Source organism: Paenarthrobacter sp. NPDC057981 (genome assembly GCF_042886835.1).
In the GTDB taxonomy this organism is placed as follows: domain Bacteria; phylum Actinomycetota; class Actinomycetes; order Actinomycetales; family Micrococcaceae; genus Arthrobacter.
In genome coordinates this window covers 72,196-89,481 of record NZ_JBHVQI010000018.1, presented here as the reverse complement: position 1 = coordinate 89,481, position 17,286 = coordinate 72,196, and the positions used below count along the sequence as shown (strand labels likewise).

Below are 17,286 nucleotides of genomic sequence, written 5' to 3'. Positions count from 1 at the left end.
GGCGATACGCACACGCACGAACTGACCACGGCAACTTCTTCTTCACCATGACACCCTCCAACTACAGGGCGTTGCACTGGCCACCTGAAACCGCCCCGCTTTTAGGCGCGTTATGTGTACAAAAACTCAACCGTTGAGGACTTTATGGGCGAGGAACTCTCCTACGTGACCGATTTCCTGCTGGTTGATGCCATGCCACATCCCCGTGTAGAGCACCTTGGTGAGGTCCACGTGCTTCCGGACCCAGCCCATCGTGTATTCGATCTTGTCAGGGGTGATCACAGGATCCTGCTGGTCACGGCCCCAGAACAGCGGCACAGAACCGTCCAGTTCGTCGTCGCGGAACGCGGCGTCAGCACCGGCGTCGACCACAAAGCCTGAAAGCCCGACGACGGCCGTGAAGTCCGCGGGACGGTAGCGCAGCATGGTGGTCGCCATGGCCATGCCCATGGAGAATCCGAGCAGCGTCACCGAGGAGTGGTTGGCCTTGACGGTGTCCAGCCAGTCCAGGGCATATTCGGCGGCGAGCTTGACCGCGTCCAGGGAGTAATCAATGGACGCGGTCAGCGGAAACCACGTGAATCCCGGACCCGTGGGCATCGGCGCGCGAAGGGCAGCCACCACGAAGCCATCCGGGAGGAGTCCTGCCAGGCTGAAGAGGTCCTCCTCATTGGAACCGTAGCCGTGCAGCAGGACCAGCAAAGGTTTGCCGGCGCGCTCGGCTTCGTTGTGGGACCACAGGACTACGGGTGCGGGAAAAACGGGGGCTTCAGTCATGCCTCCATTCTTGCAGTTACCCCCAAGTAACAACCTACGGTGGCGTAGGTCGGGCGTCAGGGGGCAGGATATGAGCGTGAGTGAGAACAATCATTTAGTGGAACCTGGCGAACCTGTTCAAACGCACCCTTGGAGCCGTTATGTGGCGCTGGGTGATTCGTTCACAGAAGGCATCGGCGATCCCGAACCTGCAAATCCTGGTGGCAACCGCGGCTGGGCAGACCGTGTAGCCGAAGAGCTGGGGCGTGGACACGAGGATTTTGCCTACGCCAACCTCGCCATCCGCGGGCGGCTTCTGCAGCAGATCGTCGATGAGCAAGTGGGGCCCTGCCTCGAGCTGCAACCGGACCTCATCTCCATCTCGGCCGGGGGCAATGACCTCATCCGTCCCGGCGGCGATCCCGACCTCCTGGCCGAAAAACTCGACATCGCTGTGGGCGAGCTGAGCTCCGGCGGCGCCACGGTGGTGCTGTTCAATGGACCCGACACGGCTTCCTCTGTATTGGGCCGAATCCGGGGAAAAGTCGCCATCTACAACGAAAATCTGCGGACAGTCGCAGCCCGCCACGACGCCATCATCGCAGACATGTGGTCCCTGCGGCAGTTGTCCGATTCACAAATGTGGGATGCCGACCGCCTGCACTTTTCACCCCTGGGCCATCACACGATCGCCATGATGGTCCTGGACGCACTGAACGTTCAACACACCCTGGAGCCGCTGATGCCCAAGCCCCTCCCTCCCCGGACGTGGCGTGAAGCGCGTTCCTCGGATCTCGTCTGGGCCCGTGAGTACTTTGTTCCGTGGGTCATCCGACGGTTGAGGCACCAGTCTTCCGGCGACGGCATCACGCCAAAGCGCCCGACGCCGGGACCCGTCTTCGGCGCCGGCGGCACCTTGATGCCGCGCAGCTAGCGTGGAAAAGACAGGTACGGCAGGCAGCGTGGCCACTAGTCCTTCCCCGCGGCTGCAGCAGATCCGTCAGCTGCGTCTCAGGCTCCAGCAGTTAAGGCCACCCCTGGCTTTCAGCCCGGAGGACGCCGTGCGAAACCTTCTTGCCGTCCAGGCGCAGGAATTTCCCTATGCCCGGTGGACTGTGGCGCAGCGGACACCGGGGAGCACTGCCGCCGGCGTTGAGCAGGATGTGGCGGACGGCACCATCCTGCGAACTCACATCCTCCGGCCCACGTGGCATTTTGTTCACCGGGACGATCTCGGCTGGCTGATGGGACTCTCCAGCGACCGGCTACATATGGGCAACCGAGGAATGTATCGCCGGACCGGGGTGGATGAAGAAACTGCGGCGCGCAGCGGCAGGATCCTCGCTGCAGCGGTTGCGGGGGGCGCCCATAAGACCCGCGAGGAGTTGGCAGAGGCACTGGACCAGGCAGGCTTGCCCAGCAAGGGTTTGGGATTCATCTACCACCTCATGCACGCGGAAATCAGCGGCATCCTGGTCAGCGGTGCTCCTGTGCGTTCGGCGGGCGGTGCCCTGAAGCAGACCTACGCCTTGTTCGAAGAACGCGTGACCGGTCGGTTTGACGGGCCGCTCACCGGCGCGGAGCGGGAGCAAGCATTGGGGCAGTTGGCCCTGCGGTACTTCAGCAGTCGGGGGCCTGCCACAGTGAAGGACTGCTCGGCCTGGTCCGGGTTGACCATGAAGGACGTGAAGGTGGGCCTGCATGTCGCCACGGACGTCTCACCCGGCGCTTTGGCGGCGGTGTCCGTTGACGACATGGCCTTTTACGTGCCTTCAGCTGATGCAGAGGCTCTTAGGTCACTCCCAGGACCCAACGGAACCGCACCGCCCCGTGTCGACCTCATCCAGTGCTATGACGAGTACGTGATGGGCTACTCGCAGTCACGCCACTACCTCGGCGGAGCCGCCCCGTTTCTTCCCGAGGACAACGGTCCCATGCACGTGGTTCTCCTCGACGGAAGATTGGCCGGGTGGTGGCGCCACAGCTTCACAGGTGGCACCTGCGAGCTGGACGTCCGGATGAACACGCCCGCCACGAAGGAAGAACAGACGGCGCTGGAAGCGGAGGCAGAACGCTATGGCGTCTTCCTGGGCATGGAGACGAAGCTGGTGTGAGGCGGCGGGGCTAAGCTGGGATTGAGACTTGGGAGGCCTGCACTGTGAACAATCTGTTCTTTTGGATCATCGTCTGCTCGTGGCTGATTCCCATGGGAATCCGCATGTACAACCGCTCCAGGGCACGCCGCCTGCAGAACGGGAATTTCCCGGGTCCGGACTATCGGCAGCAGGGCTACCCGCCACAGAACTACCCTCCCCAGAACCACCCGGGCTACCCAATGGAGCCGCCGGTCATCCGGCCCGCGGAAGAGGCACCGCCGGCCGCTCCGCCGTCGAACCCTTCCAACCCGGGCGGTTCATACCAGCAGAGCGGTTCATACCAGCCAGAGGCCCCGACACCTGCGTCCCTCCCCGACGGCAATTCCGGCCCGCAGGGCTACCGGGCGAAGAAACTGGCCGAACTGGATGCGAAGTTCACCAACGGGCGGATCGCCATGGAGGACTACATGAAGCAGCGCCAGGAGATCATGAACGGCTGACCTCCTGGCGCACTGGACCTGCCGCAACCGAAACCACGGTGGATGCTCAGGAGAAGAAAGCCCCGCGAAGCTGCTCGGACAGCTGGCCGATTTCGGTGAGGAAGCCGTCGTGGCCGATCGGTGCGTCGATGGTGTGGACAGCAACATCACCCGGAAGCGCAGCCGCGAGTTCGTTGGACTGGGCCGGGAAATACAGCCTGTCCGTATTCACGGCAGCCACGAAGAAGTCGGCGGTGGCGCGGGAAAGAGCCTCCTGCAGCGTGCCCCGCCCACGGGTGACGTCATGGGACATCAGGGCTTCCGTAATGGCGATGTAGCTGTTGGCATCGAAGCGGCGGACAAGCTTTGTGCCTTGGTGGTCAAGGTAGCTCTCCACTTGGTAGCGTCCGCGCTCCCCCAGCACCGCAGCGGCGAGCGGGCTCTCCTGGCGCTGGGCCTCCCTGCCGAAGCGCAAATCCAGTTCCAGCGCGGAACGGTAGGTGATGTGGGCGATCCTGCGCGCCAGGGCCAGTCCATGCTCCGGTGCCTGGCCGTCGTAGTAATCACCGTTGTTGAAGTGTGGATCCTGTCGGATGGCAAGGGTTTGGGCCTGGGCGAACGCGATCTGTTCGGCAGTGCTGTAAGCCCCGACCGAGATGACCGCACACCGGTTGACCCGTTCCGGGAAAGTGACGGCCCATTCAAGCGCCCTGGCCCCTCCCATGGACCCACCCAGGACAGCGTGCCAGGCGTCGATCCCCAGGAGGTCCGTGAGCCGGGCTTCGGCCACAGTGCTGTCCCGCAGCGTGATCAGCGGGAAGCGGGAACCCCACGGCCTCCCATCGGGCGCCTTCGAGGACGGGCCGGTGCTGCCGTAGCATCCGCCCACAATGTTGATGGAAACCACGAAGTACCGGTTGGTGTCGATGGTGGCACCAGGCCCGACGAGTTGCTCCCACCACCCTTCCTCCTCGGTGGCCCCGCGGGCAACGTGAGTGCTGCCGGTCAAAGCGTGCTGGATGAGCACAGCGTTTGAGCGATCCGCGTTGAGCTGGCCCCACGTCTCGTACGCCAGCACGACGTCGGGCAGATAGCCGCCGGCTTCCAGGGCCAGTGGTCCTACGCCCGCGTACTTGACTGTTCCGTCGGCTTCACCGGATTTGGGAAGGGCTGTAGCAGTGATGGTCATTCCTTTGATACCTAACCTCGCGCTTGCCTGTCGCCTTGCGTGCGAACAGGCCAGGTCCTCACCCGGGGCACCCCACCGCGGAAGGAGGGTTGCCGGCCAGCAAGCCGGGGCTATCTGCTGGCACTCATGACCTAATACGTAGAGTCTAGGAAAAACTCCACTGTTCTGGCGAAGAATGTGACATCAGTGTGACGTTGGGTGCCGTTTTGATTCACCAAACAGCACCCGGGACTGCCGTCCGGCGAATAATCGTCGATCCGGACGGCAGTGCCGATGTATCAGCCCGTCGTGGAGGACGCCGGCTCAGGCGCCCTTGGCCGCCCGGAAGCCAGCTTCGAGGTCGGCGATGATGTCGTCGACGTGCTCAATGCCAACGGACAGGCGGACCAAGCCCGGGTTGACGCCCGCCACGAGCTGCTGTTCCGGAGTCAGCTGGCTGTGCGTGGTCGACGCCGGGTGGATGACAAGGGAGCGGACGTCACCAATGTTGGCGACGTGGGAGTGCAGCTCCAGCCCGTCCACGAACCGTTTGCCGGCTTCGACGCCACCTTTGATGTTGAACGCGACGATTGCACCCGTGCCCTGGGGTCCGTACTTTTGTCCGCGTTCGTACCAAGGGCTGGACGGCAGACCAGCGTAGGCGACCGATTCGACGTCGTCGTGGGCTTCCAGCCACTGAGCAACTTTGGTGGCGTTGGACACATGGCGTTCCACGCGAAGGCTCAAGGTCTCCAGGCCTTGGGCGATGAGGAAGGCGTTGAATGGTGCGACGGCGGATCCGAGGTCGCGGAGCAACTGGACGCGGGCCTTGAGGATGTAGGAGAGGTTGGCGCCCAGAGCCCCGTCCTTGCCAAGGTCGCGGGCGTAGACCAGTCCGTTGTAGCTGGGGTCCGGCGTGTTGAAGCCTGGGAAGCGCTCCGGATCCTTACCGAAGTCGAAGTTGCCGGAATCCACGATCACCCCCGCAATGGCTGACCCATGTCCACCCAGGTACTTGGTTGCAGAGTGGACCACGATGTCCGCGCCCCACTCGATGGGACGGATCAGGTACGGGGTGGAGAGGGTGTTGTCGACAATCAGCGGTACGCCTGCTTCATGAGCCACCCCGGCAACGCCTTCGATGTCCAGAACGTCCTGGCGGGGGTTGGAGACAACCTCGCCGAAGAAGAGTTTGGTGTTCGCCTGCACGGCGTCGCGCCACTGCTCAAGGTTGTCCGGGTCCTCGACAAACGTCACCGAAATCCCGAACTTCTTCAAGGTGTGGGCAAACAGGTTGTAGGTGCCGCCGTAGAGGCTGGGGCTTGCCACGATGTGGTCCCCCGCTTCTGCGATGTTCAGGATCGCAAAGGTCTCTGCCGCCTGGCCCGAACTGAGCAGCAGCGCACCCAGGCCGCCTTCAAGGCTGGCGATCCGCTGTTCCACCGCGTCCTGCGTGGGGTTGCCGATCCGGGTGTAAATCGGCGCGAGCTCAGCCAGGGCGAAGCGGTTGGCGGCGCTCTCAGCACTCGGGAAGACGAAGGACGTGGTCTGGTAGATCGGCAGCGAACGCGCCCCCGTGGCGGCATCCGGCTCCTGGCCTGCGTGGATTTGGCGGGTTTCGAAAGACCATCCTTGGGACATGGAGTTCTCCTCTTCGTGACGCATGTGATCGGCGGACTATCAGTGGGAAGCAAACTGCGGCCAGTCTAGGAAGTGTCCGGGCGGTTGGACAGCTTTATGACGCCACCTGAATTTTTGGGGTCTTTTGCGGAGATTCATGACGCCCTCGACAAGATCCCATCTTGGTTAGGCTTGACTTAGCTGAGACACCGATCACAAAGTGCCAAGATGAAGCCATGCGCATGGATCACGTCTCTTACGCCTGTGAACAAGATGGCCTTTTGGCCACTACCGAACGAATTTCCGCGGCACTGGGAGTGGACGCGGTCCGGGGTGGAGTGCACCCCCGCTTCGGCACCCGGAACATGATCATTCCCCTGGCGGACAACAAGTACTTGGAAGTTGTGGAGGTCCTTGACCACCCCGCTTCCGACAAAGCACCCTTTGGCCAAGCAGTCCGTGCGCGTTCAGCAGCCGGCGGCGGCTGGATGGGCTGGTGCGTGGCCGTTGACGACCTCGCACCTTTTGAGGAACGCCTCGGCCGGGCCGCAGTCCCCGGCAACCGCAAGTTCCCCGACGGCCGCGAACTTGTCTGGCAGCAGATCGGCATCCTCGGCTTGATCGCCGACCCCCAGGTGCCCTACCTGCTCAAGTGGGAAGGCGACCCGTCCCTGCACCCGTCCAAGGTGTACGAGAGCGACGTCAAGATGTCCAGCCTCACCATTGCCGGCTCGGCAGAACGCGTCACTGAATGGCTGGGTGAGCCGGTAGAGAAGCCGCTTGAGGACGTTGCAGTCCAGTGGATGGCTCCCCACGGCACGCCGGGAATCATGGCAGTCACGTTCGAAACCTCCTCCGGAGCAGTCACTATCTGACGGTTCCCTTGATCCGGGGTGATCCCGGCTTCGGACATCGTTGTCCGCACAAAGCTTCGGCCGCCATCAGCGGGTGCCAATGACGTCACCCACCGATGGCGGCCGAATATTTTTAAGCACCCACTCAGCCAAGCCCAACGGCCTTGCCAAACAAGCTGAATCCGACGAAGGCCACAATGTCCAGCAGGGCGTGCGCGATGACCAGCGGCATCACCCGCTTGGTCTTGGTATAGAGCCAGGCGAAGACCAGCCCCATGACCACGTTGCCCACGAATGGCCCGAAGCCTTGGTAGAGGTGGTAGCTCCCCCGCAATACAGCACTGACCAAAATCGCGATCGGAGTGCTCCAGCCGAATTTGCCGAAGCGGTCCATGAGGTAGCCCACCACTATCACTTCCTCCACGATCGCGTGACGTATCGCGGAGAGAATCAGGACAGGAACTGTCCACCAATAGGCGTCCAAGCCGCTGGGCACAATGGCCGTGGTGATCCCCAGTGCCCGTCCGGCGGCGTACAGGCCCAGGGAAGGAATACCGATCAGGGCCGCAAGCCCCAGCCCTTGGAGCAGGTCCTTGCCGGGCCGGGCCAGGTTGAAACCCAGCCGGGTGAAGGCCGAACCACCCTCGCCGTCACGGTTCGCATGGATATGAAGCGAGAGGAAATAGAACACCAATGCCACTGGCACCAGGGCGAAGAAGATGTCCAGGAGCTGGTACGTGAGATCGAAATACTCCCGCGTGCTCTGCGATCGGTTCAACGTCGAGGTGGCTTCAGATAGCGGCGCACGGCTCAACTTGTCCAGTAGTTGAACCACCGAGTAGACGGCCGACTGGCCCAGTGACAGGCCCAGCACGATGAGCACTTCGGCACGCAGGCGCCGACGGGAAGCAAGGAACATGTACCCACCCTATGCTTGGTGGGATGGGTGCCCCAGAGAGAATATTCATGATCCGGCACGGACAGTCCGCCGCGAACGCAGATACGTCCATTTACAACCGTGTGCCGGACTACCGGATTCCGTTGACGGAGCAGGGCGTGGAGCAGGCCAGGATCGCCGGGGAGGACCTGCGGCGGAAGCTCGACGGCCAGCAGGTCTGCGTGTACGTCTCCCCCTACCTGCGCGCCTACCAGACCCTTGAAGCCCTCAACCTGGGGCCCTTGATCGAGCGGGTCATCGAAGAACCGAGGCTCCGCGAACAGGACTGGGCCAACTTCCAGATCGCCGGAGACATCGAGGATCAGAAGGAGTTGCGGAACCTGTACGGCCATTTCTTCTACCGGTTCCGTGAGGGCGAGTCAGGCTCCGACGTCTACGACCGGGTGTCCTCGTTCATGGAGACGCTGTACCGGCACTGGCAAAAGTCCACGTATGCCCCCAACACGCTGCTGGTGACGCACGGGCTGACGATGCGCCTGTTCTGCATGCGCTGGTTCCACTGGACGGTGGAGTACTTCGAGTCTCTAAACAACCCTGACAACGCGGAGTTGCGCACGTTGATCAAGAACGACGACGGCCAGTACAGCCTGGATCTGCCGTTCAGCCAGTGGGTGCCAAGGGATATTGACGATTCGGTCCTTCACGCGCCGAGGATGCGCTTCTAGCCCCCGCCGTCAGCTTGCGGGCGCGACGATAACCTCGGTCCCCTTGGCTTCAAACGCGGCCTTGTCGTCCGGGCTGATCCCGGAATCCGTGATGAGGTGCCTGAAATCGTATCCGGCCATGGCAGCAAAGGACCGCCGACGCACCTTGGAGGAGTCGGCCACCACGTAGGATTCAGTGGCCCTGCGCGCCATGACGGTGTTCACCATGGCTTCGCCTTCGTCAGTGATGGTGGGGCCGAGGTCCGGATCCACGCCGTTGACACCGATGAAGGCGATGTCCAAAGCAACCTTCTGCATGATGACGTCTGTGTAAGGTCCCACGAGTTCGTAGGACCGGGGATTCAGGATGCCGCCGGTGACCATGATCTTGATGTTGGGGCGGACAGCCAGTTGGGAGGCGATATTGATCGCGTTGGTCACCACGGTCAGCGTGGGCCTGTTGGACGGGGCGTTGAGATCTTCACGGGTGGACAACAGCTGGGCGAGAGCCGTGTTGGTGGTCCCTCCGCTCAGCCCGATGACCGCACCGGGACGGATGAGCGCCGACGCCGCCACAGCGATGTCCTGCTTGGCCTCCGCGTGGTCGTCCCGGTTGTACCGCCCGGGAAGATCGTAGGCCACCGATCCTGTCGTGGCGCCGCCCCGGGTCCGGCTGAGCAACCGCTGCTTGGCCAGGCTGTCCAGGTCCCTGCGCGCCGTGGCAGGTGACACACCCAAGCGCGTCACGATGTCCTCTACTTCCACATGGCCGGACTCAGCCAGGAGATCGAGGATGGCGGTCAGCCGATCGGTGCGGGTCATGACTAGCCTTTCGCGGTTTCGACGCTATTTCGCTTTGGCGAACAGCGTCAGCATACGTGCCGACTCCAACACCAGGGCCTCCCGGCCGGCCTTGATGTACTTCCGGGAATCCACCACTTCAGGGTTGGCATCGAGGTACTCACGGACGGCGCGGGTAAAGAACCCGTTCAAATGTGTGGATACGTTGATCTTAGTCATACCAGCGCCGATAGCAGCTACGAGCATGTCGTCTGTGACACCGGAGGAGCCATGGAGGACCAGCGGTTTACCGACGGCGGATTTCAGCCGGGCGATCAGATGCAGGTCCAATGCGGCGCTGCGTTCGGTCATGGCGTGGGAGGAACCAACAGCCACCGCGAGTGCGTCCACTCCCGTGGCTTCCACGAATGCCTTCGCTTCAGCCGGGTCGGTGCGGACTCCCGGTGCATGGGCTCCGTCCTTGCCACCAACCTTCCCCAGTTCGGCTTCGACGTAGACGCCGCGTTCGTGGGCGTAGGCGGCCACGCGTCGGGTGACCTCAACGTTCCAGTCATACGGCAGGTGCGCGCCGTCGTACATCACCGAACCAAACCCCAGATCGACAGCGGCGAGCGCAAGGTCTTCGGACTCTGCGTGATCCAGGTGCAGTGCAACAGGAACCGAGGCCGCCCGCGCAATGGCCAGTGCCGCCGACGCAATCGGTTCCAGGCCGCCGTGGTACTTCGCGCAGTTCTCGGAAACCTGCAGGATCAGTGGAACGCCCGCGGCCTCAGCCCCGGCTACCAGGCCCTCAGCAGTTTCGATGTGGATGACGTTGAACGCGCCTTGGCCGATGCCCGCGGCGGCGGCCTTGTCCATGAGTTCCCGCGTATTGACCAGGGTCACCGGGTCTCCTTCCATGTAACGATCAGTTGGTCCTGGAGCTCCTGGTACCGCGGCGAAATCTCGCCCGCGGCCGGCATCAGCACCGCAGCAGCGGACCAGGCGGTGGCCCTCCTTAGAATTTCCCGGGGTTCGGTGATGCCTTCGGCGAGTGCGACGGCGGCAGCCGCCACACCGGCGTCGCCCGCCCCTGTGGGGTTGCCGGTGAGAGCCTCCGGCAAGCGCGCACTCCAGTAGCCGCCCGGGGCGGCGTGGTCGAAGGCGAGCATGCCGTCAGCTCCGGCGCTGACCAGCACCGTGCGGGCACCCATGTCGATCAAGGAGAGCGCCGCTGCTTCAAGGCTGGGCTCCCCCGTTGCCTCGGCCAGTTCATGATGGTTCGGCTTGAGGATGTCGGCGCCTGCTTTGGCTGCAGCGACGATCCCGGGGCCGGAAGTATCGATGATGGCGGGGACACCGGCGTCGTGGGCCATGCGCACGAGCTCCGGGTAGAAATCCGCCGGTGCGCCTTGCGGCAGGCTCCCTGAGCCCACCACAACGGAAGCGGGCAGGTTGGGGTTTCCGGTGACGGCCTCACTCACGGCGGTCCTGAGCGAACGCCATTCGTCGGGGAGCAGCGCCTGGCCCTCCTCGTTGAAAATAGAGGTTTCCCCGCCCGCTGTGTCCACCAGGGCGATGCTGCGGCGCGTCTCCGCCGCAACGCCCACCAGGATATGCGGCACACCGCTGGTCCAGAGCTCTGCGGCCAGCGTCTGGCCGGCGGCACCTCCCGTCGGTGCAATGGCGAGGACGGGGTATCCGAGTTGGTGGGTGACCCGCGCAACGTTGATCCCTTTGCCCCCTGCGCGGCTGATCGGGGTGGGAACACGGTGGCTCGCACCCTCAGTGATGCCTCGGACCGTGTAGGTCATGTCGATGGCCGGGTTGGGCGTCACAGTGATGATGCGGTTGAGTTTGGCCCGGTTCATCGTCCGGCTCCCAACAGCATCCGGGCGTTCAGCGCGGCACCTAGGAGGCCGGCATCCTGGCCCAGCTGGGCGCGGATCAGCCGGGGGCGGCGTTGGAAGTCAAGGATCTGCTCGACCCTTGCCCGCAGCGGCTCCAGGAGTTTGTCGCCGGACTCTGCGAGTCCGCCGCCGATGACCACTGCTTCGGTGCCGATGATGTTGACGCACTGGCAGATAGTGAAGGCGAGCGCATCGACGGCTTCAGCCCAGATACGTTGCGCTGCCGTGTCCCCGGAACCGGCGCGGGCCAGGACATCGCGGGCACCCTGTACGGGGTTGCCTGTTGCCCGCTGGTAGCGCTTGGCTATGGCCCCGGCCGAACCGACAGCTTCCAGGATGGTGGCAGCGGTGGTGCCGGGAACGGCGTCGGGGTCCGGAACCTGGGCATGGCCCAGTTCGCCGGCGAAACCACCCGCCGTCACGGCCTTGCCGCCTGAGAAGACCGCGGCCGCGATTCCGGTGCCCACCACCATGACCACCACTTCGCTGAACTCTTTCGAGCCACCCAGTGCGTGCTCAACGGCAGCGGCGGAGCGGACATCGTGGTCGAAGGCCACCGGAATGCCCAGACGCTTTTCGGCTTCCGCCGTGAAGGGAAAGTTCCGCCATCCGAGGTTGGCGGAGTAAACGCCCACCCCTGCCACCGAGTCGACTATGCCGGGGACGATGATGCCGGCGGCTTTGGCAGGGGTGTCCGGGAATTCGGCGGCCAGCTCGAGGGCAAGTTCGGCCAGCCGGTCAACGACGGCGTCGCCGGGCCGCGCCGGGTCCAGGGGCGTGGGAACCCGGCGCATGCCCAGGACAACTCCTTTGGCATCCACCAGGCCCGCTTTGATGTCCGTCCCACCAACGTCGAAGGACAGGACCGGTGATTCTGCGGCTCCGAGAACCATTGCGGGGGCCTAGGCGGAGGCGTCGAGAATGACCGAACGGGTCAGGTTGCGTGGCAGGTCCGGATTCAAACCGCGGACCCGTGCACGCTCAAGCGTCACTTTATGGACCCGGGCCAGTTCGGCCAGGGGGTGCTTGTCCGTCTGGATGTACAGGGCTCCGGTGGCCGCCATGTCCTGGTCAAGGCCCTCGGGCTGGGTGCCGAACAACCACGTGACCCGTCCCGGGGCAGCAATGGAAATCGGTCCGTGGCGGTACTCCATGGCGGGGTATGACTCGGTCCAACCTTGGACAGCTTCACGCATCTTCAACCCGGCTTCATGGGCCAGACCAACGGTCCACCCTGTTCCGAGGAAGGTGAACTGCTCGGCATCCAGGAGTTCCTGGGACACCGGGGCGCTCACGGCTTCACGGGCGTCCTCGATGGCCTGGCGCACATCGATGCCGAGGCTGGCCAGCAGGTAGACCAGCGCCGTGGTGGCGAAACGGGTCTGCACAACGGAGCGCTCATCTGCATATTGGAGACCGATCACCGTGTCTGCAAGTTCGATGATGGGCGAGGTTGTATCGCCGATGATGGCAATCGTGGGAACAATGCCCTTCAACCCGGCCAGGATCTCAAGCACCTCTGTGGTGGTGCCTGAGCGGGTGATGGCCACAACGGCGTCGTACTGGCGGTCGGCGCTGTTGCTGTTGAGGAAAGCCTCGGAGGCTGCGAAGGCGTCGGTGACGCCCTTGCCGGCGGACTCGCGGGCGGCAGCGTAACTCTGGGCCATGAACCAGGACGTGCCACAGCCGATGACCGCGATGCGCTTTCCATCGGCGGGAAGCAGCTGCTCGGCGTTCGCCTGCTCCACGGCGCGCTGCCAAACCGCCGGCTGGGAGAGCAGCTCTTCCTCCATGAAGGCGCCCAGTGTGTTCTCGCTCATCGTGTGTTTCGCTCCCGCTCATGTAATGACGTTTTTTGATCTATAGAAACACTAAACGATCATTTTCGATCTCACAAGGATCATCTACTGGAGAAGATCGCGCATTGGCGCCGTCGTGAGTGAAGCGCAACGATCACGCCGCTTTGGTGTTCCGCTATGTGCTTTTAAGTTAACTCTCTGTTAACTCTTGTCATCTTCTTGTTCGTGCAGCAGTCTTGAACAAGTCCGCAAGAAAGTGATTATTACTCCATCAGAATAATCAATAAGGAGCATCATGCCCCGCTCTACATCCCCTGGACGCCTTGCCTCGCTGAGCTTGGCATGCGTCGTCGCTTCGTCCTCGCTGGGACTGCTGGCCATCGAGCCCGCCGACGCAGTCCCGTTGTCCCTGCCCACAGATGTCGTCACCGCCGGCGACACCGCCACTCTCACCTCCGGCGCCCTCCGCGTAGATGTCGCCACTACGTTCCCCCAAGTTCTTGGCTACACCGACACCGCTTCCTCATCCCGCCTCGACGGCACCACGGCCCGGTTGAACACCGTAACCCTCAACGGAGTGGAGTACGGCGTCACGGGATCGTCCACTGCCAACGGAAAGGACGCACGCGACTACGTCCTCACCGTGCCCGACTTCGGCAACACCGTGATCAAGGCCCGGCTCTCCGTCACAAAGAGTGTGGTCTCCTTCAACGTCACAGAGATCAAGGACTCCGCAGAACACCTCATCAAGACCTTGCAACTCCCCCGCCTGAACCTGGTCACTGTTGGCTCCACACAGCCAGGCGCCCAAGTCTCCACGGCCAATCTGTCAGTCGACCGCAGCGTCAGCGGGGACGAATTCACGCCGATAACCGCCGCGACGCCCCTGGATACTGCACCCAAGAGCTCCGCGTACGCGCTGGCCAACACCGCCGCACTGGGTGCCGCCGTCGAATCCAACGCCCTTTACGACACCTCCTCCGGCCCAGGCGCAAAGGACAGGGGCCGCTTCTGGCGCCAAGCCGTCAGCGATGGCGCCGGCGGGGTGGCCATGGGCATTGCCAGCGGCCAGTGGCTGTACCGCGCCGATGGTTCCACCACCACGGAGGAACTTCCGTGGACCAGGGTTGCCATCACCGCAGACGCGAATGCCGATGGCGGCGTGGACTGGCAGGACGCAGCGATAGCCATGAGATCCATCCAGGTGTCCGCCAACAAGGGCGAACAGACCCCGGACAACGTCATCACCCACATCCCCTTCAACTTCGCATCCCAGGCAACCCACCCGTTTCTCCGCACGCTCGATGACGTCAAGCGCATCTCCCTCGCAACGGATGGGTTGGGCCAGGTGGCCATGCTCAAGGGCTACACCAGCGAAGGCCACGACTCTGCCAACACCGATTACGGGAACAACTTCAACACCCGTGCAGGCGGGCTGGAGGACCTCAACACTTTGGTGAAGGAGGGCAAGGACTGGAACGCCAGTTTCGGAGTCCACATCAACGCCACGGAGATCTATCCCGAAGCAAAATCCTTCAGCGAAGACCTGCTGCGGGCCGACAAGGGTCTCGGCTGGAACTGGCTGGACCAGTCGTACTACATCAACCAGCGCCAAGACATTAACTCCGGCAAGCTCGCCCAGCGCATCAAAGAACTCCGCGAGGCCACGGACAAGAACCTGGACTTCGTGTACGTGGACGTCTACTACGAATTCGGCTGGCTTGCCGAGCGGCTGCAGCAGGAACTGGTCAAGAACGGCTTCCGCGTGGGATCGGAGTGGGCCGACCACCTGTCCCGCAACAACACGTGGTCGCATTGGGCCAACGACGAAAAATACGGTGGCTCCACCAACAAGGGCGTCAATTCCCAAATCCTGCGCTTCATCAACAACACCCAATCAGACGTGTGGAACCCGGACCCCAAGCTCGGCGTGAGCCACATTGTGGAGTTCGAAGGCTGGACCGGCCAAAACGACTTCAACGCCTTCAATGAGAATGTCTGGACAGCCAACCTCCCGGCGAAGTTCCTGCAGCACCACCAGATCACCAAGTGGACACCCGACCGGATCGACCTTGCCGATGGCGTATCGGTGACGGGCAACACCGCCGAAGAACGCAACATTACTGTCGCCGGAACCTCCGTGCTGCAAGGCGGAAGGTACCTGCTGCCGTGGTCGTCAAAGGAAGACGGCAAGGCCGACAAGCTCTACCACTACAACCCCGCCGGTGGAGCCAGCACCTGGACGCTCACCCAGGAGTTTGCCAAGTCACGCTCGCTTGAAGTGTTCAAGCTGACCGACAACGGGCGCGTCAAGGTCGCTGACGTGCCGGTCGTCGACGGCCAGGTAACTGTCATCGCCGACCCGAAGCAGCCCTATGTTCTCACCACAAAGGACAACCCGCTTCCCAAGAAGGCAGGCTTCGGCGAAGGCACGCCCTTCAACGATCCCGGGTTCAACGGCAGCGACCTCTCCCCCTGGAACTCCACGGGCAACGTCACCCAGGTGCGCGACGACAAGGGGCGCCGCTTCGCCGAAATGGGGGCAACGCCGTCGTCGATCAGCCAGGAAGTAAAACTCGACGCCGGCACCCAATCGGTCAGCGCGTGGCTTGAAATCCAACCCGGCAAGGTCCGGCCCACTACCCTGTCCGTCGACATCAACGGCAAGACCGAAAGCATCACCGTCGATTCGTCCAACGCAGAAAACTACGTGGCCGGCGACGAGAAGCACGGGACGGCCTTCCAGCGCGTGCGGGTGTTGGTGGACGTGCCACGGAACAACACCAAAGCCACCGTTTCGGTCACAGCAGCCGACGGCGATGCCACCGTACGCGCGGACGACTTCAGGGCGGTGAAGACCACCCGCGTTCCCACCACTGGCGTGCTCAGCGAAGACTTCGAGAACGTCGACCAAGGCTGGGGACCCTTCGTCAAGGGCAACGCCGGCGGCTCCACGGACCCCCGGACCCACATCACCGAGCGCAACGAGCCTTTCACGCAGAAGGGCTGGGACACCAATGTGATCGACGAAGTCCTGGACGGCAGGTGGTCTCTGATCGCCCACGACGAAAACACCGCCCCTGACGGCGGACCGGGCATGGTGTACCGCACCACCGAAGCCACGGTGCCCTTCCTGGCAGGACACAAATACAAGGTGTCCTTCGACTACCAGAACTCGAAAGCCGGGCAATACGCCTGGGTTTCCGGTTACGACTCCCAGGCAGGCCCCGCTGTGACGGGCAGCCAGCCGACTGATGCAAAAACCACCACCGCCCGGTTCGAGCAGATCCTCGATACCGGATTCTGCGGAGACTACTTCGTGGGGCTGCAGCGCACGGGCAGCGCAAACGGCTCCGACTTCACCCTGGACAACTTCCTGGTGGAGGACCTCGGCGCCTCCGACGCCGTCCCGGCGTGTGGGCAACTCTCCGCCGAACTTCAAGGCGACGTGGTCCAGCAGGGCAAGGCGCAGGACTTGGTCACCACGTTTGTCTCCGACGAACCGGCGGCCATCAAGGATGTGTCCGTGGAACTCGCCCTCCCCGAAGGCTGGACGGCGACGCCGGCCACACCTGCCACTTCCGGCACCCTGACCGCCGGTGGAAGTCTCGCCACCACCTGGAAAGTCACTGCACCCGCTTCGGCGGACGGCGATTACCCCCTCACGGCGACGGCAAAGTACACCACCACCACGGACCCCACGGGCAGCCGCACCATCAGCGCCGCCACCACTGTCCGGACGCTCCCCAAACCGCCGCAGACAACGGTCTACGCGAGCGACCACCCCTGGGTAAGCGCAACGAATGGCTGGGGACCGGTTGAAAAGGACCAGTCCAACGGCGGAACCGGGGCAGGCGACGGCACCCCGCTGACGGTCAACGGCACCGTCTACGCCAAGGGCCTCGGCGCCCATGCCAACAGCACCATCCGCTACTTCCTGGGAGGCCGCTGCACCGCTTTCAACGCCACCGTTGGAATCGACGACGCCCAGCCGACGCGGGGCAGCGTGAAGTTCTCCGTGGTGGCTGACGGCACCACCAAGCTCACAACCCCGGTGCTGGGAGCCACCAGCGCTCCCCTGCCGCTCACCGTTGATGTCACCGGAGCCCAGTACGTGGAGCTCGTAGCTGACGACGCAGGCGACTCCAACGGAAACGACCACGCAGACTGGGCCGACGCGAAATTCACCTGCTCATAAAGCAACGCGGGGTCACTTATGGCC

General features: G+C 63.4%; 15 protein-coding genes and 1 riboswitch. Of the genes, 6 read left to right on the top strand and 9 right to left on the bottom strand.

Going from position 1 to position 17,286, the window contains the following annotated elements; translation table 11 throughout:
- Positions 1-126: 126 nt before the first annotated feature.
- On the bottom strand, positions 127-777 hold the full coding sequence (locus ACFVSI_RS15985) for an alpha/beta hydrolase (protein WP_387825638.1): 651 nt from the start codon (positions 775-777) through the stop codon (positions 127-129).
- A 70-nt stretch (positions 778-847) separates the two neighbouring features.
- Here ACFVSI_RS15985 and ACFVSI_RS15980 point away from each other — a divergent pair, with 70 nt between their 5' ends.
- The 3 genes from ACFVSI_RS15980 to ACFVSI_RS15970 are packed head-to-tail and all read left to right on the top strand — an operon-like array spanning position 848 to position 3,352.
- A complete protein-coding gene (locus ACFVSI_RS15980) occupies positions 848-1,690 on the top strand; it encodes an SGNH/GDSL hydrolase family protein (RefSeq protein ID WP_387825635.1) in 843 nt (280 codons plus the stop codon).
- Between the two features lie 28 nt (positions 1,691-1,718).
- Complete coding sequence (locus ACFVSI_RS15975; RefSeq protein WP_387825632.1) at positions 1,719-2,870, top strand: winged helix DNA-binding domain-containing protein; 1,152 nt, start codon at positions 1,719-1,721, stop codon at positions 2,868-2,870.
- A gap of 44 nt (positions 2,871-2,914) precedes the next feature.
- Positions 2,915-3,352, top strand: coding sequence for a hypothetical protein (locus ACFVSI_RS15970; RefSeq protein WP_387825629.1), 438 nt, complete (start codon positions 2,915-2,917; stop codon positions 3,350-3,352).
- Between the two features lie 46 nt (positions 3,353-3,398).
- Here ACFVSI_RS15970 and ACFVSI_RS15965 read toward each other — a convergent pair whose 3' ends face one another.
- Both ACFVSI_RS15965 and ACFVSI_RS15960 read right to left on the bottom strand, forming a co-directional pair.
- A complete protein-coding gene (locus tag ACFVSI_RS15965; protein ID WP_387825627.1) occupies positions 3,399-4,520 on the bottom strand; it encodes a homoserine O-acetyltransferase in 1,122 nt (373 codons plus the stop codon).
- Between the two features lie 14 nt (positions 4,521-4,534).
- A riboswitch (SAM riboswitch) is annotated at positions 4,535-4,652 on the bottom strand.
- A gap of 171 nt (positions 4,653-4,823) precedes the next feature.
- Positions 4,824-6,164 (bottom strand): bifunctional o-acetylhomoserine/o-acetylserine sulfhydrylase, encoded by a 1,341-nt coding sequence (locus ACFVSI_RS15960; RefSeq protein ID WP_387825624.1) that lies wholly within the window; start codon positions 6,162-6,164, stop codon positions 4,824-4,826.
- Positions 6,165-6,355: 191 nt separating this feature from the next.
- Between ACFVSI_RS15960 and ACFVSI_RS15955 the strand changes: the two genes are divergently transcribed.
- Complete coding sequence (locus tag ACFVSI_RS15955; protein WP_387825621.1) at positions 6,356-6,994, top strand: VOC family protein; 639 nt, start codon at positions 6,356-6,358, stop codon at positions 6,992-6,994.
- 124 nt (positions 6,995-7,118) lie between these two features.
- On the opposite strand, the gene ACFVSI_RS15950 is transcribed toward ACFVSI_RS15955, so the two are convergent.
- Positions 7,119-7,892 carry a CPBP family intramembrane glutamic endopeptidase gene (locus ACFVSI_RS15950; protein WP_387825618.1) on the bottom strand — a complete coding sequence of 258 codons (774 nt, stop codon included), beginning with the start codon at positions 7,890-7,892 and terminating at the stop codon, positions 7,119-7,121.
- A 47-nt stretch (positions 7,893-7,939) separates the two neighbouring features.
- Between ACFVSI_RS15950 and ACFVSI_RS15945 the strand changes: the two genes are divergently transcribed.
- Entirely contained in the window at positions 7,940-8,596 is a 657-nt protein-coding gene (locus tag ACFVSI_RS15945) for a histidine phosphatase family protein (RefSeq protein ID WP_387825615.1), read from the top strand.
- Between the two features lie 9 nt (positions 8,597-8,605).
- Here the strand turns inward: ACFVSI_RS15945 and ACFVSI_RS15940 are convergent, their stop codons facing one another.
- From ACFVSI_RS15940 to ACFVSI_RS15920, 5 genes are read right to left on the bottom strand one after another with little or no spacing between them, the layout of a single operon-like run.
- Complete coding sequence (locus ACFVSI_RS15940; RefSeq protein ID WP_306841460.1) at positions 8,606-9,397, bottom strand: DeoR/GlpR family DNA-binding transcription regulator; 792 nt, start codon at positions 9,395-9,397, stop codon at positions 8,606-8,608.
- 24 nt (positions 9,398-9,421) lie between these two features.
- Positions 9,422-10,276, bottom strand: coding sequence for a ketose-bisphosphate aldolase (locus ACFVSI_RS15935; protein WP_387825612.1), 855 nt, complete (start codon positions 10,274-10,276; stop codon positions 9,422-9,424).
- Positions 10,258-11,226 (bottom strand): 1-phosphofructokinase family hexose kinase, encoded by a 969-nt coding sequence (locus ACFVSI_RS15930; RefSeq protein WP_387825609.1) that lies wholly within the window; start codon positions 11,224-11,226, stop codon positions 10,258-10,260. Before ACFVSI_RS15930 ends, ACFVSI_RS15935 begins: the two co-directional genes overlap by 19 nt.
- Entirely contained in the window at positions 11,223-12,158 is a 936-nt protein-coding gene (locus ACFVSI_RS15925; protein WP_387825606.1) for an ROK family protein, read from the bottom strand. The genes ACFVSI_RS15930 and ACFVSI_RS15925 overlap by 4 nt, the downstream gene beginning before the upstream one ends.
- 9 nt (positions 12,159-12,167) lie before the next feature.
- Positions 12,168-13,085, bottom strand: a complete 918-nt coding sequence (locus ACFVSI_RS15920; protein ID WP_387825603.1) for an SIS domain-containing protein — start codon at positions 13,083-13,085, stop codon at positions 12,168-12,170.
- Positions 13,086-13,359: 274 nt separating this feature from the next.
- Here ACFVSI_RS15920 and ACFVSI_RS15915 point away from each other — a divergent pair, with 274 nt between their 5' ends.
- A complete protein-coding gene (locus tag ACFVSI_RS15915) occupies positions 13,360-17,262 on the top strand; it encodes an endo-alpha-N-acetylgalactosaminidase family protein (protein WP_387825601.1) in 3,903 nt (1,300 codons plus the stop codon).
- Positions 17,263-17,286 lie beyond the last annotated feature (24 nt).

Bases quoted from the DNA above. Each gene is read 5' to 3' on its own strand.
- ACFVSI_RS15985 (WP_387825638.1), bottom strand. From the start codon at position 777: ATGACTGAAGCCCCCGTTTTTCCCGCACCCGTAGTCCTGTGGTCCCAC.
- ACFVSI_RS15980 (WP_387825635.1), top strand. From the start codon at position 848: ATGAGCGTGAGTGAGAACAATCATTTAGTGGAACCTGGCGAACCTGTT.
- ACFVSI_RS15965 (WP_387825627.1), bottom strand. From the start codon at position 4,520: ATGACCATCACTGCTACAGCCCTTCCCAAATCCGGTGAAGCCGACGGA.
- ACFVSI_RS15960 (WP_387825624.1), bottom strand. From the start codon at position 6,164: ATGCGTCACGAAGAGGAGAACTCCATGTCCCAAGGATGGTCTTTCGAA.
- ACFVSI_RS15955 (WP_387825621.1), top strand. From the start codon at position 6,356: ATGCGCATGGATCACGTCTCTTACGCCTGTGAACAAGATGGCCTTTTG.
- ACFVSI_RS15950 (WP_387825618.1), bottom strand. From the start codon at position 7,892: ATGTTCCTTGCTTCCCGTCGGCGCCTGCGTGCCGAAGTGCTCATCGTG.
- ACFVSI_RS15945 (WP_387825615.1), top strand. From the start codon at position 7,940: ATGATCCGGCACGGACAGTCCGCCGCGAACGCAGATACGTCCATTTAC.
- ACFVSI_RS15940 (WP_306841460.1), bottom strand. From the start codon at position 9,397: ATGACCCGCACCGATCGGCTGACCGCCATCCTCGATCTCCTGGCTGAG.
- ACFVSI_RS15935 (WP_387825612.1), bottom strand. From the start codon at position 10,276: ATGGAAGGAGACCCGGTGACCCTGGTCAATACGCGGGAACTCATGGAC.
- ACFVSI_RS15930 (WP_387825609.1), bottom strand. From the start codon at position 11,226: ATGAACCGGGCCAAACTCAACCGCATCATCACTGTGACGCCCAACCCG.
- ACFVSI_RS15925 (WP_387825606.1), bottom strand. From the start codon at position 12,158: ATGGTTCTCGGAGCCGCAGAATCACCGGTCCTGTCCTTCGACGTTGGT.
- ACFVSI_RS15920 (WP_387825603.1), bottom strand. From the start codon at position 13,085: ATGAGCGAGAACACACTGGGCGCCTTCATGGAGGAAGAGCTGCTCTCC.
- ACFVSI_RS15915 (WP_387825601.1), top strand. From the start codon at position 13,360: ATGCCCCGCTCTACATCCCCTGGACGCCTTGCCTCGCTGAGCTTGGCA.